The sequence below is a fragment of the Streptomyces sp. NPDC101132 genome (assembly GCF_044759225.1).
In the GTDB taxonomy this organism is placed as follows: Bacteria; Actinomycetota; Actinomycetes; order Streptomycetales; family Streptomycetaceae; genus Streptomyces.
In genome coordinates this window covers 413658-437943 of sequence record NZ_JBIVYX010000001.1, presented here as the reverse complement: position 1 = coordinate 437943, position 24286 = coordinate 413658, and the positions used below count along the sequence as shown (strand labels likewise).

General features: G+C 69.1%; 19 protein-coding genes, 2 pseudogenes and 2 riboswitches. Of the genes and pseudogenes, 8 read left to right on the top strand and 13 right to left on the bottom strand.

Features of this window, described 5'->3' with window-relative positions; all coding sequences use genetic code 11:
• Positions 1-9 precede the first annotated feature (9 nt).
• Together ACIQUR_RS02100 and ACIQUR_RS02095 are read left to right on the top strand one after the other, a co-directional pair.
• Positions 10-5256, top strand: a complete 5247-nt coding sequence (locus ACIQUR_RS02100; RefSeq protein WP_403656797.1) for an AAA family ATPase — start codon at positions 10-12, stop codon at positions 5254-5256.
• Positions 5253-6476: a hypothetical protein gene (locus ACIQUR_RS02095; protein WP_403656794.1), complete on the top strand. Its 1224-nt coding sequence runs from the start codon at positions 5253-5255 to the stop codon at positions 6474-6476. The genes ACIQUR_RS02100 and ACIQUR_RS02095 overlap by 4 nt, the downstream gene beginning before the upstream one ends.
• A 180-nt stretch (positions 6477-6656) precedes the next feature.
• Here the strand turns inward: ACIQUR_RS02095 and ACIQUR_RS02090 are convergent.
• From ACIQUR_RS02090 to ACIQUR_RS02055, 8 genes and pseudogenes are all read right to left on the bottom strand, one after another.
• A pseudogene (locus ACIQUR_RS02090) lies at positions 6657-7070 on the bottom strand (NUDIX hydrolase).
• 60 nt (positions 7071-7130) lie between these two features.
• The gene (locus ACIQUR_RS02085) at positions 7131-7766 is read right to left on the bottom strand and encodes a GNAT family N-acetyltransferase (protein ID WP_403656791.1); all 636 of its coding nucleotides are present in this window, start codon (positions 7764-7766) and stop codon (positions 7131-7133) included.
• Between the two features lie 17 nt (positions 7767-7783).
• Positions 7784-8137 carry a VOC family protein gene (locus ACIQUR_RS02080; RefSeq protein ID WP_403656788.1) on the bottom strand — a complete coding sequence of 118 codons (354 nt, stop codon included), beginning with the start codon at positions 8135-8137 and terminating at the stop codon, positions 7784-7786.
• A 47-nt stretch (positions 8138-8184) separates the two neighbouring features.
• Positions 8185-9054, bottom strand: coding sequence for a hypothetical protein (locus tag ACIQUR_RS02075; protein ID WP_403656785.1), 870 nt, complete (start codon positions 9052-9054; stop codon positions 8185-8187).
• Positions 9051-10550 carry an MBL fold metallo-hydrolase gene (locus tag ACIQUR_RS02070; protein WP_403656782.1) on the bottom strand — a complete coding sequence of 500 codons (1500 nt, stop codon included), beginning with the start codon at positions 10548-10550 and terminating at the stop codon, positions 9051-9053. The genes ACIQUR_RS02075 and ACIQUR_RS02070 overlap by 4 nt, the downstream gene beginning before the upstream one ends.
• A 178-nt stretch (positions 10551-10728) precedes the next feature.
• Positions 10729-10863 carry a hypothetical protein gene (locus ACIQUR_RS02065; protein ID WP_266906427.1) on the bottom strand — a complete coding sequence of 45 codons (135 nt, stop codon included), beginning with the start codon at positions 10861-10863 and terminating at the stop codon, positions 10729-10731.
• Positions 10864-11019: 156 nt separating this feature from the next.
• Positions 11020-11385 carry a DUF6415 family natural product biosynthesis protein gene (locus ACIQUR_RS02060; RefSeq protein WP_403656778.1) on the bottom strand — a complete coding sequence of 122 codons (366 nt, stop codon included), beginning with the start codon at positions 11383-11385 and terminating at the stop codon, positions 11020-11022.
• Positions 11382-11591, bottom strand: a complete 210-nt coding sequence (locus tag ACIQUR_RS02055) for a hypothetical protein (RefSeq protein WP_403656775.1) — start codon at positions 11589-11591, stop codon at positions 11382-11384. Before ACIQUR_RS02055 ends, ACIQUR_RS02060 begins: the two co-directional genes overlap by 4 nt.
• 156 nt (positions 11592-11747) lie before the next feature.
• Between ACIQUR_RS02055 and ACIQUR_RS02050 the strand changes: the two genes are divergently transcribed.
• Entirely contained in the window at positions 11748-13061 is a 1314-nt protein-coding gene (locus ACIQUR_RS02050) for a multiprotein-bridging factor 1 family protein (RefSeq protein ID WP_403656772.1), read from the top strand.
• Positions 13058-13879 carry a class I SAM-dependent methyltransferase gene (locus tag ACIQUR_RS02045; RefSeq protein ID WP_403656769.1) on the top strand — a complete coding sequence of 274 codons (822 nt, stop codon included), beginning with the start codon at positions 13058-13060 and terminating at the stop codon, positions 13877-13879. Before ACIQUR_RS02050 ends, ACIQUR_RS02045 begins: the two co-directional genes overlap by 4 nt.
• A 100-nt stretch (positions 13880-13979) precedes the next feature.
• Here ACIQUR_RS02045 and ACIQUR_RS02040 read toward each other — a convergent pair whose 3' ends face one another.
• Positions 13980-14834, bottom strand: a complete 855-nt coding sequence (locus tag ACIQUR_RS02040; protein WP_403656766.1) for a hypothetical protein — start codon at positions 14832-14834, stop codon at positions 13980-13982.
• 390 nt (positions 14835-15224) lie between these two features.
• Here ACIQUR_RS02040 and ACIQUR_RS02035 point away from each other — a divergent pair, with 390 nt between their 5' ends.
• Complete coding sequence (locus ACIQUR_RS02035) at positions 15225-15770, top strand: restriction endonuclease (RefSeq protein ID WP_403656763.1); 546 nt, start codon at positions 15225-15227, stop codon at positions 15768-15770.
• 62 nt (positions 15771-15832) lie between these two features.
• Positions 15833-16675, top strand: a complete 843-nt coding sequence (locus tag ACIQUR_RS02030; RefSeq protein WP_403656760.1) for a PE-PGRS family protein — start codon at positions 15833-15835, stop codon at positions 16673-16675.
• Here the strand turns inward: ACIQUR_RS02030 and ACIQUR_RS02025 are convergent.
• Positions 16605-18254, bottom strand: coding sequence for a PE-PGRS family protein (locus tag ACIQUR_RS02025; RefSeq protein ID WP_403656757.1), 1650 nt, complete (start codon positions 18252-18254; stop codon positions 16605-16607). The two genes, ACIQUR_RS02030 and ACIQUR_RS02025, sit on opposite strands and share 71 nt — an antisense overlap.
• A gap of 628 nt (positions 18255-18882) precedes the next feature.
• Here ACIQUR_RS02025 and ACIQUR_RS02020 point away from each other — a divergent pair.
• Positions 18883-19902, top strand: coding sequence for an erythromycin esterase family protein (locus ACIQUR_RS02020; RefSeq protein WP_403656754.1), 1020 nt, complete (start codon positions 18883-18885; stop codon positions 19900-19902).
• Here the strand turns inward: ACIQUR_RS02020 and ACIQUR_RS02015 are convergent.
• A pseudogene (locus ACIQUR_RS02015) lies at positions 19845-20054 on the bottom strand (hypothetical protein); the annotation flags it as partial. The gene ACIQUR_RS02020 and the pseudogene ACIQUR_RS02015 overlap by 58 nt on opposite strands.
• Positions 20055-20113: 59 nt before the next feature.
• Positions 20114-20340, top strand: a riboswitch (cobalamin riboswitch).
• Positions 20341-20508: 168 nt separating this feature from the next.
• Between ACIQUR_RS02015 and metE the strand changes: the two are divergent.
• Entirely contained in the window at positions 20509-22833 is a 2325-nt protein-coding gene (metE, locus tag ACIQUR_RS02010) for a 5-methyltetrahydropteroyltriglutamate--homocysteine S-methyltransferase (protein WP_403656751.1), read from the top strand.
• A gap of 171 nt (positions 22834-23004) precedes the next feature.
• Here the strand turns inward: metE and ACIQUR_RS02005 are convergent, their stop codons facing one another.
• A complete protein-coding gene (locus ACIQUR_RS02005) occupies positions 23005-23826 on the bottom strand; it encodes a CbtA family protein (RefSeq protein WP_403656748.1) in 822 nt (273 codons plus the stop codon).
• A 14-nt stretch (positions 23827-23840) separates the two neighbouring features.
• Positions 23841-24068, bottom strand: a complete 228-nt coding sequence (locus ACIQUR_RS02000) for a CbtB-domain containing protein (protein WP_384753696.1) — start codon at positions 24066-24068, stop codon at positions 23841-23843.
• Positions 24069-24128: 60 nt separating this feature from the next.
• A riboswitch (cobalamin riboswitch) is annotated at positions 24129-24213 on the bottom strand.
• Positions 24214-24286 lie beyond the last annotated feature (73 nt).

Genomic DNA, 24286 nt, shown 5'->3' with positions numbered 1-24286 from the left:
GAGGTATGTGTGGACCTGCGCCCGACGCATCTTGGTTATGCCTATCAGGATCTACTCACCGCGCTGCGTCTGGTGGATCTGACGGTGGGACGTGCGAGGTCGGTGCTCGTCGACACGAAGATGTTCGCTGGGGACCGGTTCGACGACATCACCTGCGAGTGGGCCGACGGCAGCCGTGAGCGGCTGCAGATCAAGCACACGACTCACGATCGCACGTTGTCGCTGAAGAGTTTCACCAAGGACCAGCGCGGCCTGCAACTGGATCTGCTGTTCGCCTCCGTCAGTCAAGATCTGCAAACGGATCCCCGTACCTCGCACCGCCTCGTGGTACGCGACACGGAACCGGATGACCCTGATCTATCCCAGGTTCTGCAGCCTCTCAGCGGGAGCAGCGACCCGGGGCCAGCGCTGTTGGGGCTCAGCAGCAGGCGCTTCCGATTCAGCCCCACTGCACTGCGGGAACACGAGCCGTGGCGGTCGATGCTCGTCGACATGGACGATGACCTGCTCCGCAGCGCATGCGCCTCTTTGATCGTCGACACGGGTGTACCAGCATGTTCGCTCAACGTTCGCGAGCCAGGGCCGGCCGAGGCTGCATTGCTGCATCGCGTCCGGGACGAACTCGGCGCCGGCCGGCCGCCGAACCGGGATCGTGCACCTGAAGATGTAGCCTTGGCCCTTATCGAGGCAGCTAAAGAGGCCCGTGCCAGAGCGGGAACGGTGGCTCTCGAGAGTTTGTTTCCCCGGATGGCTTTGAGAGTCGACTTCGGGGCGGCTCAGGAAGGGCACCCTGTGGACCGTGCCGCGGAGGTGACCCGTCCGACGGTTCTTACGCGCATGGTGGCCGCCCTGGAGAGTGCGGCTCGCTCGGGCGGTGTCGTCGTTGTCACCGGTGGTCCTGGCGTCGGCAAGTCCTGGTTGTGCGAGCAGCTCGGTGATGCGCTCGGGGACACCTGGGTCGTTGCGAGGCATCACTGCTGGCTCGGAAGTGATGACGAGCGGCTTCGTGATCGTGTCCTGACCGAAGTGGTGATCGGCAGTCTTCTGCAGCAGTTGCAGACAGCGGTCCCAGAGGCTGTGGCGCAGATCAGACCACGCTACGCGGCCACCTCCGAGACGCTCTCGGCGGCAGTTACAGCCGTGCGTAGCCTGGTTCCGGATCAGCCGGTGGCGCTGATCGTGGACGGTCTCGACCATGTCAGCCGGGTCCTCGGGAGCATCACCGGCAGCGCGTTTCAGCAGCAGTCGGACCCGGCCGCCTCCTTGGTGGAGGGACTCGCTGCCCTCAGCCTGCCTCCAGGTGTCGTCCTGGTCCTTGCCAGCCAGCCTGGCCTCCATCTTCAAGCCCTGGGCGCCCATGCGGAACACCTGACGGTCCCTGCTCTTGATCGTGGAGAGCTGTATGCGCTGGCGGATCGGCTGGGTGTCTTGTCGGCCCTGGCGGAATCGGGCTCAGAACAGCCATCCGCTGACCTTGCAGAGGCCGCTGTCGGGCTGATCGATGAGCGCTCACGGGGCAATGCCCTCTATGCCACGTACCTATGCCGACAGGCGGTGGGACCGACACCCGTCGTGGCATCGCTGTCGGCACGAGACGTTGCTGAGGACCCTCTGGAGCGTCTGCGCGCAGTTCCTTCCTCAGCACAAGACCTTGACGACTACTACGACTACCTTCTCAAAGGCCTTACTAGCGAACAGCGGCAGGCCGTCAGCATGCTTGCCATCTGCGACTTCGCCGTCACCGCGCAGGAGCTTGGAGAGATCTTCCCGCTGCCCGGTCCGATGCTCGGCGCTGCGCTGACGAGTGTGGCACCGATTGTCGCGCAGCAGCCGGGTATTGGCGGGCTGAAGATCCACCATGAGAGTTTCAGCCGCTTCATCCGGAAGATCGACAGCAACCAGGGGTGGGTCGATCTCGTTAGGAAACAGGCTGCCGCTTGGCTCACCAGGCGTGGGTTCTTCACAGACCCGCGGGCATTTCGGCACCTGCCGGAGCTTCTGTCCGCCTTGGGCCACGACGAAGAGCTGGCCTCTCACATCGGACCAGATTTCCTCTCCCGAGCGATTGCCGGTCTGCAGCCCCCGCAGGCCATCGTCCACACCTTGACCGTGGCCGCGCAGCGAGCGGCAGTCCGGAGTGACTGGTCCACACTGGTGCGCTGCGTCGAACTCAGCCGGGCCCGGGTGACCTACGAGCAAGAGGGCCTGCCGGGCTCCCTCGTGCCGTACGCCGACGTCCTGGTGACACTGTGTGGAGCCGACCGGGTGGCAGCGAGCCTGATGTACGAGGGCGAGCGCACCATGATGGCGCGATGGGGCCTGCCGCTGTGCGCGGCTGTCGATCGTGCTGGCTTGGCCGCACCGTGGGAGACGTACCTGGCGGCCTGGGACGAGGAACGCGACGACAATGTCCGTTACGGCTCTGACATTGACGATGCTGTGTTCCTCGCGGAGCTGCGTGGACGGATCAGGCAGCCACGCAGGAACATCGACGGCGATGCCGCGCCGCGCCCCGTCGCGCAGAGAGTGGCGCAGTTCTTTGACCAGGAGAATCTGCCGGCTGTTGAGCGTGCGCTGGGCGTAGTGCTGGAGTGTTTGGGGCACGAGGCGCTGATGGCGAGCGTGGACCTCATTGAGCGTGCCGACCGGCGTGTGGCTGTTCTGCTGTGTCTCGCCGACGCGCGGGCCGACGCTGCAGGAGAGCTGCCTTCGGCACGCATGCTGGCCGCAGCGGCCTGGGCGAGTGGGCCGTGCGACCCGCGGCGTCTGCTCCGTCACGGCGTGCCCGCGGAGGATCTGGTGCATGACGTTTTCTCTGGCGGCATCACCGATGATCTCGAGAAGGCGACGCGGGAGGTGCTGGTAGACCGGGCAGGCGACCTGCCGGCTCCGGTGAACAGGTGGCTGTCGCTGCTTGCCGTGGCTCATGTCTGCGACCGGCAGGCCGCGGCCCGATTGCTCCCGCTCTTTGAGGGCGTCGGTTTCTACCGCGCGTGGCTGCGCTTTACCGTGGCGACCCTGGGCCTGCGCCACGATGTCGAAGCTGGCGTCATCCCAGCCGAGACGGCTTCTTTGACCGCCCGTGTGGCACTTGAGCATCTGGCCCAGCACAATCAGCCGTTCGCGGGCCAGCCCAAGGCAAGCGATCTCGGCGGCATCCACAGACTGGTGCGGGAGGTACTGCACGATGCCGTCGTCGTGCTCCGGGACCAGGACGTGGCGCCGGGCATCGCAGCCTTGCAAGCCATCAGCCACGGAACCACCACATCCCTCATGGGCATGGCCGGGAGCGGGCCCCTCACCACGACGGAACTGGTGTCCCTGCTCGCCGCGAGCGTCGGCCGGGTTGGAGCCGGTATCGTGCGTGAACTTTTGGCTACCCTGCGCGCAGCACAAGCAGGCCGCCGGGCGTTGTATGCGGAAGACGCGGACTTCGAGCTGGAAATGGCCCGCGTGAGTCTCGCCTGCGGCGATCTGCCAGCAGCGCAGGAGTGCTGGGACCGCGCCGCCCGGTTCATGGGCGCATATGGCGGCCACAAGGACGCCACCATCAGCGAGCTGCTCGATCCATTGACCGTGCTATTCCAGGCCGAACCTGCTCGGGCCCGTGAGAGGCTCGCCCGCTCGCAGTCTCTCACCTACCTCGTCTCCCAGCACACCAACGGACGAGGCACCAGTGGAATTCCCCATACATGGTGGGGCCTGCTGGCCCGCTTGGATCCGCAGGCCGCCGCACAACTGGGAGCCCGTGTTCTACTGACCGAGCCCGGCCTACCCGACGCCCGAGTGGAAGAATCCCATCACCAGCTGCTCGCCACACAGGTCGACACAGCCGACCCTGTGATCCTGGCCACGCTGAGGATCGCTGCCGGCCACGCGGGCCAGAGCCTCGACACCGACATCGCTCTTCTCCACAGACTTGCGAACCTACCCTGCGACGATGCGGCACGGGCACAGCGCCTGCTGCCGGTACTAGCCAACGCGATCACCGCCACCTACGACGACCAGCGCCTGGTCTCCACCTCTCGCAGTATCGGAGACCCACTATCCACGGCGCTGTCCGCGGCAGCGCAGCAGTGCGGCGGTGAAGGTGGTCTGCTGTGGTCACCGAAGCAGGCCAGGACCAAGACTTCTCGCAATTGGTTCGGTCCCGAAGGGCGCTATGCCACAGACGCCTACCTGCACGCGCAACAGCGCCCCACACTGCCAGGAGGTGCTGCCGGCGCCTTGGCCGCAGTACGTGACTACGACGACAAGCCATACAAAGCACCTCCCGGCCCCCGGTGGTCGGCAGACGCCCTCGCCAATACAGTCGGATGGAGGCTCCTGGAGATCGCCGACCGACACGGCACCGATGCGGCGACCCGACTGCTGCACCGGCTTGCCGAAGACACGAGTGTGTACAAGCCGCGTGAGCTTCTGGCCGATATCGCCACCGGCCTCTGTCTGCGCCAAGAGGCTGCCCCCGACACCCTCGGCACGCTCGCCGCTACGGCCGGCGCGCTCGCCTTCACCACGATGCGGGGAGGAGGCGGATGGCGCTCGTTCGCGGGCAAAGACAGGCTCGAGCTATGGCAGCAAGCCCACAGAGCGGATCCCACCACCGCAGTCAGCATGCTCGCCAACCAAGTGGCACGCGCCGTGGCCAGCGCCTCATACGACCGGACGATTGGTGTCAGCCAGGCCCTGGTATCCGCCTTCGCCGCACAGGCCCCGCTCGACCGGACGCCAGGCGCCGACGCGCTCTCCTGCTGGGACGCAGCCTATGAAGTCATCGCCCACCGCCTACCCGGCGACGCCCGTCTCGATGACGGCGTGTATCAGCCGAGCCCGGAACCGACCGCACAGCAAAACATCGACACCGCGCTGTGCACGCTTGCCCTGGCCACCCTTGCTCTACCCGAACGCGGCGACAAACGCCGCGCCTTGATCGCGGCGACTGTGCTGCTGGCGAGCCGCCCCGGTCAAGCCCAGACCGCACTTGCGAACGTGCTTTCCTTCTCCCTCGGTGCCGGGCCACTAACCTGGCTCCTGTCCGTTCTGTGTGACCACTTGCCACCGGACTCCCTGGACGCAGCACTCCTCGACCGACTCGTTGCCTTGTGTAGCAGTGACATGCTGTCCGTCAGGGCCGAAGCTGCTGCGATCCTTACGCGTGCTGGGCATCAGCCTCCTCCGCCCCCCGCAACACCGGCCCACCCGACACTCACACGTGCCGTAAGTGCCGTCTTTTCTCGTAGGGAAGGCACGCCATGACGAACTTCCAAGAGGCAGCGACCGAGATCGTCGATCATCATCTGGCGACCCGTCTCATCTCCGCGGGTGATCCTCCGGGACTACACGAGACCGTTGTCGACCTCGTCACCGAGGCATTCCCACAGCACGTTGAAGCGCTGATGGGGCACCAGCTGGACTTGCTCACCCACCCGAGTGGGACTCAATGGCCCGATGCCTACCTTGCTGACGAAAGCGCTGCCGAAGACGCACTTCAGCAAGCTGCGGCCGGGCTGTGCGTCGCGCTTGCCCAAGCCGGACAGATGAGCGGTAATGCGCAGATCTTCGAACGGAAGACTGCCGCTCGAGTACGTGACGATCCACGAGCGGCGCTGCGCGCGGAGCTGGCCCGCGTGCCGCGGCCCCTCACTCGCCCACAAATTCTGGAGTGGTCACTCGACCCTGCCCCCTGGTTCACAGAAAGCCGCAGCGAACCTGGCGTCTGGCCACCTGTGGGATTCGAGTCAGTTGCCGGTCAACGACGGTTGCCGGACGGCGTCGAGGCACTCCCTCGTGTGAGCAGCGGCCCCCACGAGGGATGGGTACAGATCGGGTTCACCGAACGGCAACTCACCCCTGCACGCCGGTATCCAGATGAGCCCGTCCGCCAGATACAGATCATCGTCGGACTGGAGGCTGGCGGCGGTCGTACACCGGCCAGCCCCCTGCCCCTCGCTAAAGCTCCCTGGCAGTTGTGGACGCGCCCGCTGCGGCATCTGGCGCCTCACCTTGTCGACACGGGCGCGGCCATGAGGCATATCAGCACCACAGATCAACCCTTCGTGGCTCTGACCGATGCCAGCGCTACCACACTAGTCAACGAGCCCCTTCCCTCGTACGGCCTGGGGCTACCTCACCTTGTCCTCGCACCGGCTGTCAGCGTCATCGCTGCCCTCGGCCTCGAACCTACGGAAGGGGTCTGTGGTTTCAGCCTCAGCGACGCGCAGGGAGAAGCACTGGTCGGTCGTCAATGGCGAGGCCACCTTGTCCACGACGGGAACTACAGACCTCTGCTGCCCGCGATCGAGGGGGCAGATCTGCTGATCCGCCCCGACTTGTTTACCCGCCTTCACGACATGGTTGGTGCCGCTCGCTGTCATGTCGGTCTCAGAGTGGTTCTCAAGCCAACAGAGCAGCCCAGCGCCATCGCCGACAAGGACGACCGCAAACTACTGATCACGTCGGCGGTGAAGGCGACTTAACTATCTTCGTGGCCTGGGTACCGCGCCTCAGACGCCTGTATTAGCAGCCCATAGTGCACCAGAATGCCTGGCGAGCCTCGAGTACTGCTGAGGCTTCGAGATGGTGCTGTGCCGGAATCTGGCGATCAAGGATGCCGAGGCCGTCCCGTCTCGCTTCCGCCATCCGGTAGGTGAGGCTCACTACTCGTTCAACACCGAGTCGAGGTATGCCTGCACCGGCTGGAACAGCCCGTACGGGACATACCGCGGGATCTATGCATGGGCGACCCACGCCAGCTCGGCGAGCTCGTCGGTATCCGCCACGTGCGCATTACCGCCGACCGTCTCGCAGGCGGTATACGACATCCGCCGGCCGGTGGCCGGGTGGATCCGCTCGCCGAGCAGCTTCACCGCCTTCACGGCAAGCCCCGTCTCCTCCTGGGTCTCCCGTACGGCGGCGTCCTCGAGGGCTTCGTTGGGCTCGACCTCGCCGGCCGGGAACTGCCAGTAGAGCTGGCCCTCGCTGACCCGCCGCCGGACCATCAGCACGCGGCCTTCGTACACCACGATGGCCGCGGCGATGCCCGGTCGCTCCTCAGCGCTTTGCTGCGTCACGTCTACTCCTCCAGGGGGCCGGGATGGGCCGGAAGATCGTATCGACGCCCAGCGCGCCAGTCAGCGGAAGAGCGGGATGCAGTCAGGCAGCCCAGCTATTCCGACAGGCACCACGCTCGCGCAACCCTGCCAGTCGGCCGCCTCTATGACCTCCTCGTGGGCGTCGTAGCGGTGGCCGTCCACGGAGATCCGGTGGACGCCGTTTGGGCGGTAGCCGAACTTTCGGGAGACCGCCCGGGAGGCAGCGTTGTCGGCGAAGGCGGTGGAGGTGACGCGGGCGGCGCCGAGGCCGTCGAAGGCGAGGGCCAGGGCTGCGGCGCGCATCTGGGTGCCGTAGCCGTGGCCCTGGAAGCGGCGGCCGAGCCAGAAGCCGGTCCGGGCCTCGCCGGTGGTGTCGAAGTCGCGTGCGGAGAGATTCTGCTGGCCTATGACCTGGCCGTCGTGGAAGACGGCCAGGAGCAGACGCCAGTTCTCGCGGGTCCAGTCACCCCTCGCCCACCAGTGGTTCTGTACGACGTTCCTGGCCCTCTCGGCCGGCGGGGCGGAGGCCCAGGGCTGCGGGAAGTACACGGCGCCGTCGGGGACGACCCCGTCGGCGGCCACCTGGGCGAGCGCGTCGAGATCGTCGTCCGAGGGGAGGCACAGGACGAGGTCGGCGGTGGTGAGCCGGAGGGCGGTGAGGGGCCAGTGGCGCATGGGTGGGCTCCGAGGGGTCAGGGCCCGTCGAGTCCGAAGACGGTGCCGAAGGGGTCGATGAGCTGGCAGATGCGCCGGCCGGGCTCCACGTCGAGGGGGCCGCGGTGGTGGGTGCAGCCCGCTTCCAGGAGGCGCTTGCGTTCGGTGTCGAGGTCCTCGACGGACCAGTACGGGACGGTGCTTCGCCCGTGGGCGTTGGCTTTGGGGGACGCCTGGTGGAAGCCGAACTCGAGTCCGTCGAGGTCGAGCCAGGCGTAGACGGCGGTGCCGTTGATGTCGAGCTTGACCTCGGCTTCGAAGATCTCGCCCCACCAGCGGGCGGTGGCTTCGGGGTCGTCGACGAAGACCATGACGGTGCGGATACCGCGCACTTGGGATTCTCCTTGTGTCGGGAAGTGGCACGGTACCGCTGGGGTGGTCACTCGTGGGCGCCGTGCAGGGAACGGAGGCCGGTGGCTGCGGCGAACGCTGCCAGGGCGCATATGAGGCCGTGATCGTTCCAGTGGGCGCCGAGTTCTCGTGCGTGGTGCAGGTAGGCGTGGCGTACCCAGCGGGGGGACGGGTGCCCTTGCTGGTCAGCCATGTGGGCGAGGGTGATCAGGTCGGGCAGGCCGGTGATGTCCGGGCGGAGGGTTTCCGCGTCGATGAGGGCGAGGTGCCCGTCAGCGCGGCGGCGGACGTGTTCCGGCTTGAGGTCCAGGTGGCCGAGCGGTACGTGACGTGGTCCGTGGGCATCGGTGACGAGCTGAAGGAGCCGGCGCCAGTCGTCGGGGCGGGTGATCCAGTCCGGGGACGGGGCCTCCAGGGCAGCCGTTGTGTGCCAGAAGGCCATGGTTTCGGCGACCTCGGGCTGCCAGCGGGCGGAGGCGGTGTGGATGAGGACGACCGCCCGGACCAGCTCCTCGAAGGCGTCGGCGCCCGAGAGGGTGACCTTCTCGCCAAGGTGGTCGACCAGCAGCGTGCGCGACGTATCGCAGGCACGGTGGAGGTCCGGCAGGACGTTCTCGTCGGCCAGGAGTTCGTAGGCGAGGACTTCGCCGAGGTAGCCAGCCTCGTCCGCGTGCCGCTTCAGGACCCGGCGGGGAGGGGCGCCGAGGGCGAAGACGGCTGTGCGGTAGCGGGCGGTCAGGCAGCGCACCGGTCCCGGCTCGCCCGCGTGGTGGCGCGCGAGGATCACGTACGCCTGGCGCTCGGCTGTGGCGCGGTTGCTGGTGAACGGGTTGGCCAGCCACCCGTCGGGCCGCGTGCGGGCGGCGCCGTCCAGCGGCCCGGCGGGAGCGGTGCTCATGCCGCGGTCTCCTGGGGGATGCCCAGGGTGGCCAGGCTGTGGGCGTAGCAGCGGGCGGCGAGGTCGGGCCGCTGGTGCTCGCCGTAGATCGCGAAGAGGGCATAGACCGGGGAGTCGAGGTTCTCGCCGATGTGCCAGCCCTGGTACGAGCCGCCGACGACGTCCCAGATCTGGGCGCGGCCGAGGAAGACGGCGGCGAAGTCCTGGAAGTAGATCTCGATGCCGAAGGGGTGGGCGGCCATGGCCTCTTCCCGGCTGGTCGTGGCGACCTTGTCCCAGGTGGGGCCGGTGATGTTCCAGGCGTACGAGTCGATCTCACCGGGGCGGCCGGGCGGGTCGAGGAGGCGCAGGACGGCGCGGTGCGCTCCGAGGGGGCCGGCGAGGTAGTCGTGGATGCTGGTGGCCAGGGCGCCGGTACGGGTGGCGATCAGCTCCCGGGCGAGCCGGGGCAGCTCCTCGGCCACCAGGGCGTCGGCCTTCTCCCACTCCTCCTCGGCCAGGGCCGGGGTGACCGGGGTCGGCTCGACGCGCTGCGGGGAGTCGAGGAAGTCAGCGAGTGCGGCGAGCGCGGACTTCTCCGCCACGGGGTCGGGGGTGACCCAGGGGACGCGGGAGGTGGTGACAGGACCGTCGCCCGCCCGGATGGTGAGGCGGTCGCCGGGGCGAGGGCCGTGGACGCGGAAGAGGTGCTGGAGCTCGTTCGCGGTCGCGGCCAGGGCCTTGTGGTCGGCATAGAGGAACGGGCCGTGGGGGCTGCGGGGCGCGGTGAAGCCGTTGCCGCACAGGGCGACGTCCCGTACGCCGTCCAGGGGCTTGAGGTAGTCGATGAGCAGGCCGTTGAGGATCTGGAGGCCGGTGGTGCGGTTGCGGGGTCCGTCCATGCCGGGCAGCAGGTTGTTGTCCGCTCCGAGCGCTCCGTACGGGACGGTCTGGGCGTTGTTGGAGACCACGGCGAGCCGGGGCGGGGCGAGGGTGCCCTGGGCCAGCTGCTCGATGTAGAGGTCGGAGACGTCGGCGTCGACGCCGATGAAGACGTCGTTGCCTGTGGTGCCGGACAGGCGGACCAGGGGCTGGGAGACGCGCTTCTCCCAGAAGAGGGTGCGGGCGCCCGCGGGGTAGAGGGTGATCTCGATGTCGCCGACGTTTAGCGGCCGGGTGTGGTCCACGCGGTGCACGGTGAAGCCCAGGGCTTCGATGGCGTCGGTGACGGCGGCCGGGGTGGTGGTGCCGGTGTAGACGGGCACCGTGCGGGCGAGGAGGTCGAGCGAGGGGAGGTGGAAGTGGTCCAGGTGCTCGTGGCTGAGGATCACCGCGTTCGGGCCGGGCATGCCCTGGGTGTCCACGGTGCGGGGCGGCCAGATCTCGAACTCCAGGCTCCCGGCTCCGAACGCGGGCGCGAGGATCGGGTCGAGGAGGACGGAGGAGAGGCCGTCGGTGATGTGCCAGGTTTGGTGGCCGAGGAAGGTCAGTTCCAGGCCGACGGGGGCTGCTGCCATGACGAACTCCTTTGCGCGGTCAGGAAGGGTGCGGGGGTGGTGGGGGGGGGGGGGGGCGCCCGCCCCCCCCCCCCCCCGGGGGGGGGCCGCGGGGGGGGGGGGGGGGGGGGGGGGGGGGGGGGGGGGGGGGGGCCCCCGCCCCCCCCCCCCCCCGCACCTGTTTGCGGACCGGCGGGGCCTACCGGTGGTAGGTGGTCGGGGAGTTGTGGGTCGTGCCGGTGGCGGCGAACGCCGTCACGCGCTGCTGGAGCCGGCGGACCGCCTCCGCGGTCACGGGCGCACTCGGCTTCGTCTGGGGCTTGGGTCGGTTCATGACGTGCCTCCATCACTTCGGTTTCTCGACGGTGCGGATGCAGCCGCCGTGCCCCGCCGCTGCAAGCGGCGGGTGGTCAGTGTTCGGTGGCGGACAGGAGACTGCCGACGACGGCACTGCAGAGGATCACGTAAACGATCACGGCGATCCGCTGCCTCACTGCGTCACCACCGAGTCCGGGTCCTTAGGCGCCTGGTCGACGGCTGCTCTGTTGCGCCGCTGCCGCACCTGGCGCTCGATCAGCAGGACACGACAGATGCGGGCGAGGGCCCGCATGTGAATCCAGGCCCCGAGCCGCCCCTCGCCGGGCCCGTGCGACAGGAGAAGTTCGGCATCCGTACAGGCTTGGCTGCCACCGTCCCGCTCGCAGAGCAGGAGCTGGACGTAGCCGTGGAGAAGGGCCGTGGCCTCCCGTACGTCACCGCCCTGTATGCGGTAGGCGTTGGGCGTGAGGACGCGGGCGCACAGGGCGCGCATGGTGTCCGCGGGTACTGACGCCTGAGTCGCAGCCCTCGTCGTCATGCCGGGTGCCCCGCAGCCGCCTCCCGCATCCCAAGCGCCCAGTCCATCTGCGCGTACAGGACCTCCAGCTGGGCAGGGTCGAGGACCAGGGTCGTGATCTCCGTGGTGCCGTCGAGCCGGTGCAGCGACGCGATCGGCAGAGTGGCCTGCTGCTCGTTGTGGTTGTCCGTGATGTCGCGCCGGACTGCAGTTGCGTGGGTGATCACGAGGGCTCTCCCGGGGCTGTCTGAGCGGGGGATGGAGTTCAGTCAACTCCGGCGCCGGATCCCCGAACAGGGCATTCCACTAGGCACGTTGTAGGCACGAGCTAGGCAGAATCCCGCTAGGCTTCCGGGCGCCCAACTCGACCAGCGGACGGCGGGATGATGGCGAACGAGATCCTGCGCCGACTGAGGCGCGAGCAGCGATGGACACAGGCCCAGGCCGCCCAACGGGTGTGCACACAGGTCCAAGCGGCTACAGGCCGTTACCCCGAACTCGATGCGAATTGGATCTCCCGGCTGGAACGCGGAGCGATCACCTGGCCCTCGGGCGACTACAGGGCGGCGCTGTGCGCGGTGTTCGGTGTCTCAAGCGAGGCAGAGCTGGGCTTGCACCCGAAGGGAGAGCCGACTGGCAGTGCTTCCGCGTATGAGGCCTCTTCGGCGCTCGGCAATGAGGCGAGCAGCCTCCAGGCCGACACGGAGCTGTCAGCACGGCTCGCCCGACATGCGGCAGCTACCAACGTCAACGAATTGGTGCTGGAGCAGTTCGACGCCGACCTGGAGCGTCTCGCCAGAGACTTCGTCAGCCGGCCCCTGCCCCTGCTGGTCCCGGAGATCCGCTCCCTGCGCACGGACGTGTTCCGATTACTCGAGGGACGCCAGCATCCTGGTCAGACGCGACACCTGTACGTGCTCGCAGGCTGGTTGTCCGGCCTCGCGGCGCACGTGTCCCTCGACCTCGGCCACCAGCCCTCCGCCTCCACCCATGCGCGGACGGTGGTGCAGTGCGCGGAAATCGCGGAACACCCGAGACTGCGAGCCTGGGCACGCTCGTTCCAGTCGCTGGCCGCCTACTGGACGGGCGACTACAGGCGGGCCGCAGATCTGGCACGGGCCGGACGCGAGGACGGGCGAGGGCCGGGCTCAGGAACGCTCACCGCACGGCTGCTAAGCCTGGAGGCCCGTGCCCTCGCAGCCCACGGAGACGGCCGCAGCGCGTTGCGCTCCCTCGCGCTGGCCCATGACGCCCGCAGCAGCGCGGAACGGGACGAACTGCCGGGCGTCTTCGCCTTCCCCGAGGCCAAGCAGTGGGCCTACACGGGCACCACGCTGCTTGCCATCGACGGCGACGAACAAGTCCAGCGGGCTATAGCGGCGTCCAACCGCGCCGTGGAGCTGTACCAGGCCGGGGCTGAAGGCGACCGGTCCTCCGGAGACCTGCACGCCGCGCATCTGGACCTGGCGACCGCATACCTGGCGAGCGGCGAAGTGGAAGGAGCCGGTACGGAACTCGCCGCGGTCCTCGGCGCGGATCAGTTCACCGCGAGCATCACCATCAGGCTTCGCAAACTGGGCACGCTCATCGGCAGCGGGCCGTACCGTGACTCACGGCCGGTGATCGATCTTCGGGAGCACATCCGCGAGGTAACCGACCGGCCCGCTCTCGTCAGCACACCCACGGAGCCGCGATGACCACCCAGCCCACGAACGACCCTTCCGTGACCGACCGGCACCTGCTCTCCACCCAGGCGTACGGCACCGGCCAGCACCTTGCCGCCCGCCAGTCCCTCTACCAGTGGCAGACCCCGCGACACGACCTCCCCGGCATCGTCGTCGACGAGCTGGCCAGCGTCCGCGGGGCAGTTGCGGACGTGGGCTGCGGCAACGGCAAGTTCGTACAGCGGGTCCGCGCCGACCGGCCGGACCTGACCCTTCTCCCCATGGACATCTCTCCCGGCATCGTGGCAGGCGTCGCCGGGGCCGTGGCCGGCGACGCCCAGAGACTCCCGATCGCGGACGGCGCCCTGGGCGCAGTACTGGCCATGCACATGCTCTACCACGTCGAGGACCAGGCCCGAGCCGCCCAAGAGCTGGGTCGTGTCCTGGCCCAGGGAGGCATTGCCATCGCGTCCACGAACAGCCGGACGGACAAGCAGGAACTGGAGGACCTCTGGCGACGAGCCGCCGGCGACGTCCTCGGCGTCGCTGAGGGACCGGCACGCGTCCAGCTCTCTGCCCGCTTCACTCTGGAAGACGCCCCGGTCATCCTGGGCGCCGTCTTCGATGATGTCCGCACCATCCCTCTCCCAGGCGTGATCGAGGTGACCGACGCCGCGCCCGTGGTCGCCCACCTGGCCTCGTACGAGGCATGGGCCGACCAAATGGGCGTGCCGTTCAAGGAAACGATCGAACGGGCCCGCGAAAGGGTGGGCGAGACCATCCGGACAGAGGGCGCATTCCGAATCACCTGCCTCGGCGGAATCCTGGTCTGTCGCGCGGCGAGCGGGTAGGCCGCGGCCTTCCGCCCAAGGAGCGCTCAGGGGCCCGGCTTGAAGAGGTCGAGGATGGGGAGGTAGCGAGCCCAGTTGCTGCCGAACAGCGCCATCATGATCAGCACTGCCCAAGCGGTTCCTGCGGCAACCGTTGCCATGTCGGGAAGGCCGAGGAAGGCCAGCCCGACGACGCCCCGGCGATCAGCACGACAGCCGCAGCTACACGGAGTACCTCTCGGTCGCGGACCGGCTGCTTGCCCTCCAGCGCAGGCTTGGGGAGGAGAGATCCGATGTGGCCGGCCACATGTTGCACAGCGATCGTCGCGGCCAGACCGGCGATCTCGCTGAGCACCGCTGCGTGATCACCGGGTCCCAAGGTGGCCTCTGCTTCGCGTAGCTTGGCGACCACCTGACCGGCGTGGACCTTCAGCTCTCGGCGCCGGGGGGACAGGAAGGCAACGGTCCCGGAACGGCGATGCGCCCGCATCACGTCCCCCTCAAGGCGGCGCAACGCCGTCCCAACCGCGGACAACTTCTCCGCCCGCTGAGCATGGCTGGCGCCATACGCCTCGGAGCAGGCTCTGATCGTTGCCTTGCACTCCAAGGTGAGCAGGTTGCGGACGAACGGCAGACCGGCCCCTCTCGTCTTCACGCACAGCTTCATGAGCAACGTGACCGTAATTGCCCACGCCGCGGCCCAGCGCCAAAGCGGGTCGTGCTCGCGGTAGAGGCCCAGCACGATGACGAAGTACGCGACCGCGAGATAGGCAAGCATGGTCGCAGCGAGCATGAAGACGAACCACGGGACTTCCGCTGCGTACGTGTGCCGTAGAGCTACCTTCAGTCGCGGTGGAATGGGCCACCATCCGTATCCCAGCCGATCAAGGTCGGCGCGGAGTTCCGCTATCGCCTCGTCGCCCCAGCGCCGTGCGCGCCGGCCCCACCGCGCCCGTAACAAGATGTTCAGACTCATGGCTGCGAGCATGCCACCCATCACCGACAGTGGTTGCCTCGCGACTGATGCCGGTTCCATCAACAGCACGGTCGACAGCCCTCTCTGCTGACCTCGCACGAGGGCGAACCTCATTCTGAAACGGCCAGTATCGGGGCCCTGCTGCCGGGAGATGAGCCGTGGCCAACAGGCGCTCTTACGCCTGCGGAGTTCCTCACCCACACTGGCTGCCGACACCAGGGGGAGGAACGGGTGGCAGCTCGTAAGTCGAAGCGTCGGTCGTCCCGGCGTAAGCGCAGGGACGACCGGCTCGCTGCGGGAGCCGTCGGAGGTATCGCTGTCCTCGGCCTGCTCACGTCGTCATGGGCCGTGATCTGGCCCTACCTCGTCGGGACTCTGGCAATCGGGGCGGTGACCGCGGGAGGCTGGTGGCTGTGGAAGACCGACCGGCTCATCCGCACCCGTGACCGGACGTGGCGCCATGAGGACGCGGTCAACACTGGCCACCGGACGCTCACCGAAGTCGACGCGATGGACGGACCGGACTTCGAGGAGTTCGTGGCCGGCCTGTGTCGACGGGACGGATGCACCGACGTGCGCAGGGTTGGTCGCTCGCACGACGACGGCGCGGACGTCCGGGGACGACTTCCCGACGGCCGGACCATGGTGATCCAGTGCAAGCGCTACAACCCGAAGCGGAAGATCTCCAATAGCGAGGTCCGCAACCTCCTCGGCTCACAGGTCCACTTCGGCGCCGACGTCGCGATCTTCGTGACCACCACCTACTTCAGCGGCCCTGCCGAGCGCTGCGCCGTGCAGAACGGCGTCATGGCCGTCCACCGCGACCACCTCGGCCTGTGGAACAACGGCGCCGCACTGTCCGCCCTCGCCTCTGTCAACGGCTCCGGCCAGGGAGACCGCCAACACCGCGCCCGCCGGAAGAAAACGTACGGATAGCCGGCGCTGCGGTTTCTGCCGTTGACGGCCTCCAGACGTCGTCGGCCTGGCTCAATGGACCCATGGAGATCGGGGAGCACTGGGCCTATCGAGCAAGGCCGAAGGAACTGGGCGGTGCACTGCGCCGAGTCGAGATCGTCCGAGTAGGCGGCGCCGGCAGATCCGGGAGCGTTCACGTGCGCTTCTTGGACGGTGACGCGGCCGGCCTCCAGGAATGGGTGAGCCCCGGCTCTCTGCTCGTCCTCTGGGCTGACGTCGACGCCTTCCGGGCGGACGACGCGGCGGAGCTGGCCCTGGCCGAGGCATCGAGGGCAGTGCGGGGAAGCGCCGAATTCGAGGCGGCCCGGATGATCCTCGGCCTCGTCCGGCCCAAGGGCCGGCTACGCCTACGCAAGGCGGTAGCCGATGCCGGCGTCCTGGAGCTCGGGCGCCTCGATGAGACCGCGCCACTCGTCGGCATGGACGCTGCCCAACTGCGCAACGACCCCATGCTCCACGAGGACCGCAACGGCTGCTCCCTGGCGGGCTGGCCGATCACCGAACGGATCGCACGCCAGGTCGCCCAGCGGCTGCCGGACGAGATCCTCCCGGAGGTCGACCAGCGCCACCGAGCCATGGAAGAGGAACGTGACCGATCTCCCTGGTACGGCTACCAGCGCCGGGACGACCGAAAGCTGGACGCGGAGAAGGAAGCCCTGCACACGGTGCGCGAGTGGTGCGGACAGGAGAAGGCAGAGCGCCACGACGAACTGGTGGCCCTGAGGGAGGAAGTGCTACGACTCGGCGAACTGGTCGAGCGCGCAGTGAAGGCGCTCCGCGACCGGGGCCACGGCGTCATCGCCTCCACCATTGAGCGCGACCTGGGCGTCCATATCTCCAGCCTTGGTCCAGACGTTCGTCGCTGAACGCCCGTGAGCGCTCCGGCTCCGGACGCACCTCCGGCTGGGCCGGCGCGGGCTTCGCCGGCGGCTTCTCCTTCTCGGGACGATGCGGGTGCCAGCCGTCGAGGAACGGACGAAGCTGGTCACCAGTCGGCTCCGCGTGGAAGTTCCGCCCGCGAAGCCCCCTGCGGCCCAGGACGGGATCCAGCCGGTCTGCCTCTGACCGCCCCCAGGCCGACCACTCCCGAAGGCTCCCTGCCTCGACGGGATCATCCGCCTGGTCAGCGGCCTCGTCGAGTGCGTCGCAGAAGGCCCGGATCTCACCGGCGGCCCGCCATTGGGCCATAGCCGTCGCGAACGTCTCGGCCCGCACGGCGTCCACCGCCTTGATCGAAGCCACGCTCACCGCGGCCTCCCACTCCTCCTGCCGCCGCTGCCGCTTCTCCGCCTCCAGCCGTTGGCGCTCGGCTTCCTGCCGCGCCCGCTCCTCCTGCAGCCGACGCTGCTCCGCCTCGCGTTCCTCCCGCAAGCGGCGCTGTTCCGCCTCGTACTTCAGCCTGGCCCGCTCCTGCTCCTGCGCACGGGCCTTCAGCACCTTGAAGACCGCATCGATCTGGTCTTCCAGCCTCTTCCCCTCCGTGTCGGCCCACTCCGTCTTGATGCCAAAGCGCAACTCCAGCTCCCCGGAGGGCTCGAACCGGTGCGTCGGCGTGACCCGCTGCCAGTCGTACATACGCCGGCCCGGCTGCTGGGGCACGTACCGGACCTGCCTCTGCCGCTCACGGAAGCTCATCTCGTACGTGATGCCATGGACGGTGAGCAGCGGTCTCGGCTGCTTGCGCTTCCTGGACACCGTGATATCGCCATGGAGGGTGAAGGCGCGCTCGGCGAACAGCCGGATCAGAGACAGAACCCGGGGGAGTACCTCTTCCGAGACCTCGAAGGCGCTGTGGTCCTTCTCGACTGCGGCGATCACATCGTCGATGTCGGTCAGCGTCCGGCTGCGCGCGAGCCGGATGCGGTTCCACTCGGTGTCATCCTCGCCGCTCACCCGGAGCAGCCCGAAGCAGATGTCTCCCTTGGCCCGCCCGGTGTACTTCAGGTGGTACCCGGCAGGAGGGCACTGCCTTGCGGCATCGAACGCCCGCCGGTACCGAGCCCGCTCCCCCTCGCCCGGATCCGGGATGCGCAGGAAGCGCCCGGCCTGCTGCACCTCCGCGATCAAGGCCGCCCCGATCTCCGCAGAGGAGATCTGCCGAGCCTTGGGCACACGCTGAACACGAGTTTTCGGTATGGCTGGAGTCTGGGGCTCCGGAGGCTCAGGCTCCTGGGGTGCAGTAGCGGCCGCCGTTGTACGGGACCTCCGTGGCGTGGGTTCGGGCCGGTCTGGGTGATGGCCGTGCTGGAGGTAGAACTGCCCCGCCTCGGCGATCTCCGCCTTCCACCGTCCACCTTCCTGCGGCATGGTGATGAGGCCCCGCTCTTTCAGGACCCGTACGGTGCGGGCGAGGTCCGGGAAGTCAGAGGTGACGGGTTCAGTGCCCTCTCCGATGCGTGTGAGGAGGGCAAACTGGCGATCGTTGAGCGGCGTCCAACGGTGCATGTGATCGTCGTACCGTCTCTCCTCATGCCGATTCAAGTCGTGTGGCAGCCCAAATACCAGTCTCCGTAAGGTGGCGTCCTCATCATCGTGACTCCCCACCCCGCTGACGGCGGCGGCCTTTTGGCAGGAGTCTTCGTGGATGAGGTCCCGCCGTTGCTGATCTCGGCAACGGCAGTGGGAGAAGCCGATCCTCGCGCCGCGCATGAGACCTGGATCTTGGACTGCTGACCGCGGCAGGTTCTTGGTCGGCTGGCGGTACAGCAGTCACACCCGCACTGACCAGGGAAAACGGCGCTTCGTGCAGCTCTCGGGTGGGAGCTGGTCGGGAAATGGTCCGGATCTTGGTCTGGCGGACGCCCGCTCGGGCTGTGCCTCGGCAGCAGGAGAGCGGTCTCGACGACGCTTCTCTCGCTGACACCAGCTGCCGGCCGTGTCAGAGGTGTGAGGGAGAATCCGCAGCTGTACGGCAAACGCCGCAGAGCGGAGCCGAGACGGGGGCGGGGCTGTGATGGAGGATGAAACCCTCTTCCGGGGGCCGCTGGGGGATATGGCGCAGACTGAAGCGGGCCCTGCAGGAGTCCATCCGGCAGACCTCTACATGGCGGCGGTCAGCTGGTGGTCTGCGGCCGTGGCCCCTGAAGCCGTCGACGCCTATGTCCGCCGGGGCACCGGGGACGGCGCCGAGGTACTCGCGGGGCTGGGTTCTTGGACCTGGCGGACCCAGGAGGTGCTGGCGCTCCTCGAATGGATGCGGGCCTACAACCGGGGACGGCCGAACGACGAGCAGGTGGGTTTCGTCGGCATCGACCCCCAGCAATGCGGCGCTTCCCTCGCCGCGCTCGACGCCTTCCTGCGCGGGGCGGCGCCGAACCGGGTGGCCGGCATGCACGAAGCGCTCGGGGTACTGGCCAAGGCGTATCCCGGATCGCGCCCCGACCCACAACGCCGCCTGGCACACGAGGCCGAGGAGTTGCTGGAGTTCCTGCGTGAACTGGCTCCCGAGGCGGCCGACGTGCTGCGCCACGCACGGATCCTGGCGCAGGCCGCCGACCTCGTGACGCGCGAGCGACACCACACCGACCCGGGGCAGACCGTCTTCGCCGCCCGTGACCGGCACATGGCAGGCAACCTCGGGCGGGTCCTGGATGACCCGTCCGTCAAAGTTGCCCTGTGGGCGCACAACGGCCACATCACCAAGAGCCGCTACGACGGCGCCGTACCGGCGCTCGGGCAGCACCTGTCCGAACGCTACGGCGACGCCTACTACGCGCTCGGCCTGCTGTTCGGTGCGGGTTCCTTCCGCGCACGGCGCGTCTGGCCCGGCCCCTGGACGCGCGGCCCGTCCGCCGCCGTTGTCACCCACCGGCTCGGCCCCGCGCGTTCCACCACCCTGGAGGCCCGACTCGCCGCCGCCCACCCCGGTAACCACCTCTTAGACCTGCGCGGCGCGGCGGCGGACGCGCCGCAGGCCGTCCACACCTGGCTCGACACCCGGCACTGGACACGGAGCTTCGGCGCCGGGGCGCCCCTGTGGACCTACCGCTACAACACGATTCCGGTCACCCCGGCCGACGAGTACGACGGCCTGGCCTACATCGCCGTCGCGACTGACTCCTGCCCGCTTCCGGCGCCGGTGACCGGCCGGTAGGGTCGTGCAGCCGAGAGCCCGGCGAGGGCGGTAGCGCAGAGCATGGCGTCGATGGCGTGCTTGTGGCCGTGCAGCCCGGCCTGGTGCAGCAGGGTGGCGGCGGACTGGGCGAGGGCCTGCGTCACCGGTTCGACCCGCAGCCGGGACATTGTGTGTCTCGATTCACCGTCCGAAACGTGGACATCTCTGCTGACGCCTTTGACCCACCCCGTAGGCTGGCCGGGCAGCTGGTTCGCCCCGTCCGCCAGGCGGGATGCGTCGTAAGAGGGAACCCGGTGGGAATCCGGGACTGCCCCGCAGCGGTGAGCGGGAACGACCGCCGTCATACGCACTGGGACCGGACAACGGTCCTGGGAAGCGACGGCCAGTAGGTGCCCGCCGGGAGACCGGCAGGCGTGCCCGCGAGTCCGAAGACCTGCCCGTTGCCCGCACCCGGACGGTTCCGTGTGCGGATATCCCGGTGACCTCGTGGGCGGGTCGGCGTACACAGCGAGCGGCACGTGCGGGCATGCGTCCTGCGGCGTGGGCCGCCCATTCTGTCGTTCCCTTCGCGTCCGCGTCCCGTCGTCGGGATGTTCCTGGAGACATCTCGCGAAGGAGAGTTCCGTGACAGCGAAGCCCGCAGCCGCGGCAGTACGAGCCACCGTGTACGGCTACCCCCGTCAGGGGCAGAACCGCGAACTGAAGAAGGCCGTCGAGGGCTACTGGAAGGGCCGCGTCACCGCCGACGCCCTCCGGGAGACCGCGGCCGGCCTGCGCCGTTCGAACTGGCAGCAGCTTGCCGAGGCCGGCATCCACGAAGTACCGACCGGTGATTTCTCTTACTACGACCACGTGCTGGACACCAGCGTCATGCTCGGCGCCGTCCCGCCCCGCCACCGTGCGGCGGTCGACGCGGACGCGCTCGACGGCTACTTCGCCATGGCGCGCGGCACCCAGGACGTGGCGCCGCTGGAGCTGACCAAGTGGTTCGACACCAACTACCACTACCTCGTCCCCGAACTCGGCCTCGACACCGTCTTCACCGCGAACTCCGCCAAGCAGATCGCCGAGTTCGAGGAAGCCGTCGCGCTCGGGCACACCGCCCGCCCAGTCCTGGTCGGCCCGATCACCTACCTGCTGCTGGCCAAGCCCGCCCCGGGAGTGGCCGCGGACTTCGAGCCGCTGACACTGCTGGACCGGCTGCTCCCGGTCTACGCCCAGGTGCTCGCCGAGCTGCGGGCAGCCGGCGCGGAGTGGGTGCAGCTCGACGAGCCCGCCCTGGTCCAGGACCGTACCCCGGCCGAGCTGAACGCCGCCGCCCGCGCCTACCGCGACCTCAGCGCCCTCACCGACCGGCCCAAGCTGCTCGTCGCCTCCTACTTCGGCCGGCTCGGCGACGCCCTCCAGATCCTTGCCGCCGCACCTGTCGAGGGCCTCGGGCTCGACTTCACCGACACCGGCACGGCGAACCTCTCCGACCTCGCGGCCGTTGGCGGCCTGCCCGGCAGGCGCCTGGTGGCGGGCGTGGTCAACGGCCGCAACATCTGGATCAACGACTACCAGAAGTCCCTGACCACCCTCGGTACGCTGCTCGGCCTCGCCGACCGGGTGGACGTCGCGGCCTCCTGCTCCCTCCTGCACGTCCCGCTGGACGCTTCGGCCGACCGCGACATCGACCCCCAGGTCCGACGCTGGCTCGCCTTCGCCCGCCAGAAGACCACCGAGATCGCGACCCTCGCGCGCGGCCTCGCCCAGGGCACGGGCGCGATCACCGCGGAACTCGCCGCCAACCGCGCCGACCTCGCCTCCCGCGCCAACTCCGCCCTCACGCACGACCCCGCGGTCCGGGCCCGGACCGCGGCGATCACCGAGGCCGACGGACGGCGCGCCCAGCCCTACCCGCAGAGGGCCGCCGCCCAGCGGGCCCACCTGGGCCTTCCGCTGCTCCCCACGACCACCATCGGCTCGTTCCCGCAGACCGACGAACTGCGGGTCGCCCGCGCCGATCTGCGGGCCGGACGGATCGACACGGCCGGGTACGAAGCGCGCATCAGGGGCGAGATCGAGGAGGTCGTCTCCTTCCAGGAGAAGGCCGGCCTGGACGTCCTGGTGCACGGCGAACCCGAACGCAACGACATGGTGCAGTACTTCGCCGAGCAGCTGACGGGTTACCTCGCCACGCAGCACGGCTGGGTCCAGTCCTACGGCACCCGCTACGTCCGCCCGCCGGTGCTCGCCGGGGACATCTCCCGCCCGGAGCCGATGACCGTCCGCTGGACCTCGTACGCGCAGTCGCTGACCGCGAAGCCGGTCAAGGGCATGCTGACCGGGCCCGTCACCATGCTCGCCTGGTCCTTCGTGCGCGACGACCAGCCGCTCGGCGAGACCGCCCGCCAGGTCGCCCTCGCCCTGCGGGACGAGGTGGGCGACCTGGAGGCGGCCGGGACGTCCGTGATCCAGGTGGACGAGCCCGCCCTGCGTGAGACCCTGCCGCTCCGCGCCGCCGACCACGCCGACTACTTGGCCTGGGCCACCGAGTCCTTCCGCCTCACCACCAGCGGGGTCCGGCCGGATACCCAGATCCACACCCACATGTGCTACGCCGAGTTCGGCGACATCGTCCAGGCCATCGACGACCTCGACGCCGACGTCATCAGCCTGGAGGCCGCCCGCTCCCACATGCAGGTCGCCCGCGAACTCGCCGCCCACGGCTATCCCCGGGAGGCCGGCCCGGGCGTCTGGGACATCCACTCCCCGCGCGTCCCCTCCGCCGAGGAAGCGGCCGGCCTGCTGCGCACCGGGCTGGAGGCCATCCCGGCCGAGCGGCTGTGGGTCAACCCCGACTGCGGCCTGAAGACCCGCGGCTGGCCCGAAACCCGCGCCTCCCTGGAGAACCTCGTCGCCGCCGCCCGTGACGTCCGGTCCGGCCTCGCCGCCCAAGGCGCCTGACCCACCCGGTCCGGGGCCGGACGCCATCCGGTGTCCAGCCCCGAACCGGCCGCGAGCCCGTCCCCCGCTGCGCAGGCAGTCCTCGCTGCCGTATGAGTGCCCGGTGACGACTTCGGCCCTACCGCCCCCGTTGTGAAGGGGCGGCAGAGCCGAAGCGACCGGGCCGGGGGGTCAGCCGAGGGCCGAGGCCTGCTGCGGGGCCGTGGCTTCCGCACCGGCGGGGTCGGTGCGGTGGGCCAGGAGCCGCTGGCCGAGGACGCCGAAGACGACTCCGAACACGACCCACATCACGACCTGGACGGCCACCGACGCGACCCGGAACTCCCACAGCAGGGCCGCGGGGAACTCGGGCTTGACGGCGTCGGTGTTGTCCGGGAGGACCAGGAAGGCCAGCCCGGTGGCGACGACGAAGCCGGCGCCGGCCGCCAGGGTGGCGTTCCAGTTGCCCAGGCGCGGTGCCAGTCGGCGTCCGAGGATGATCGCGCCGACGCCGAGCAGGACGCTGAGCAGGATCATCAGGAAGAACAGCGTGGTGCGCTGCCCGATCGTGTCGGGATTTCCGACGGCCGGCGGGGCGGCCGGGTACTTGAGGAACGGCACGAAGTAGACGGTGGTGAAGGCGCCGGCGGCAGTGAGCGCCGCCGTGGCCCGCGGGCTGAACCCGCCGACGCGGCCGAGCACGAAGGAGAACGCGAGGGAGGCGATGCCGCCCAGGGCGACCCCGTAGACCAGGACACCGGTGGCGAGGCCGACGGTGGACTGGACGGGGCGGCTGACGAGTTCTTCCTCTTCCTCGGCGGGAGCGGCGGCACCGTGCCCTGCGTGGCCGGCGGCCGGGGCGGCTTCCTTGGCGGCCGTGGCCTCTTCGACGGCGATGGAGCCCCGGACCGGGGGCTCACCGACGACGTAGGCGACGGCGAAGGCGAAGAGTCCGGCGATCAGGCCCGCGAGCATGCCGCGGACCAGGAGACCTCTGACGGTGGAGGCGTACATGGTGCGTGTGCCTCTCAGTGGCAGGGGAAGCCGAGCAGGTGACGTCCGTCGTGGACCCATTCGTGGACGCCCTCGCCGGAGAACACGGCGGTGGCACCCTGTTCGGCGCCGACGAAGTACAGGGCCACGAGCATCAGGAGACCGACGAACAGCGCCCAGGGCAGGACGGCCTTGACGGGCAGCGGAGCCGACGGCGAGACGGCGGGGGTGGGTATGGCAGCGGGGGCGAGGGCCTCGGCCATGGTGGAACCTCCTCGGGGAACTACGCGTCCCATGTGGTGGTGCGGAACGACGGTCCGAGGGTCTGACTCGCCGCGCCGCCACCCCGTGGAGGGTGTCGTCGCAGCACACAGTGGCGCGACCATGCCGGATTCACACCGGGCTTCCGTCTCGCCGTCGTCGCTATGTGTAGATGTCGGCGTGACGCTACCGCCCGCAGCCTCCTTGGTCCAAGGGGATG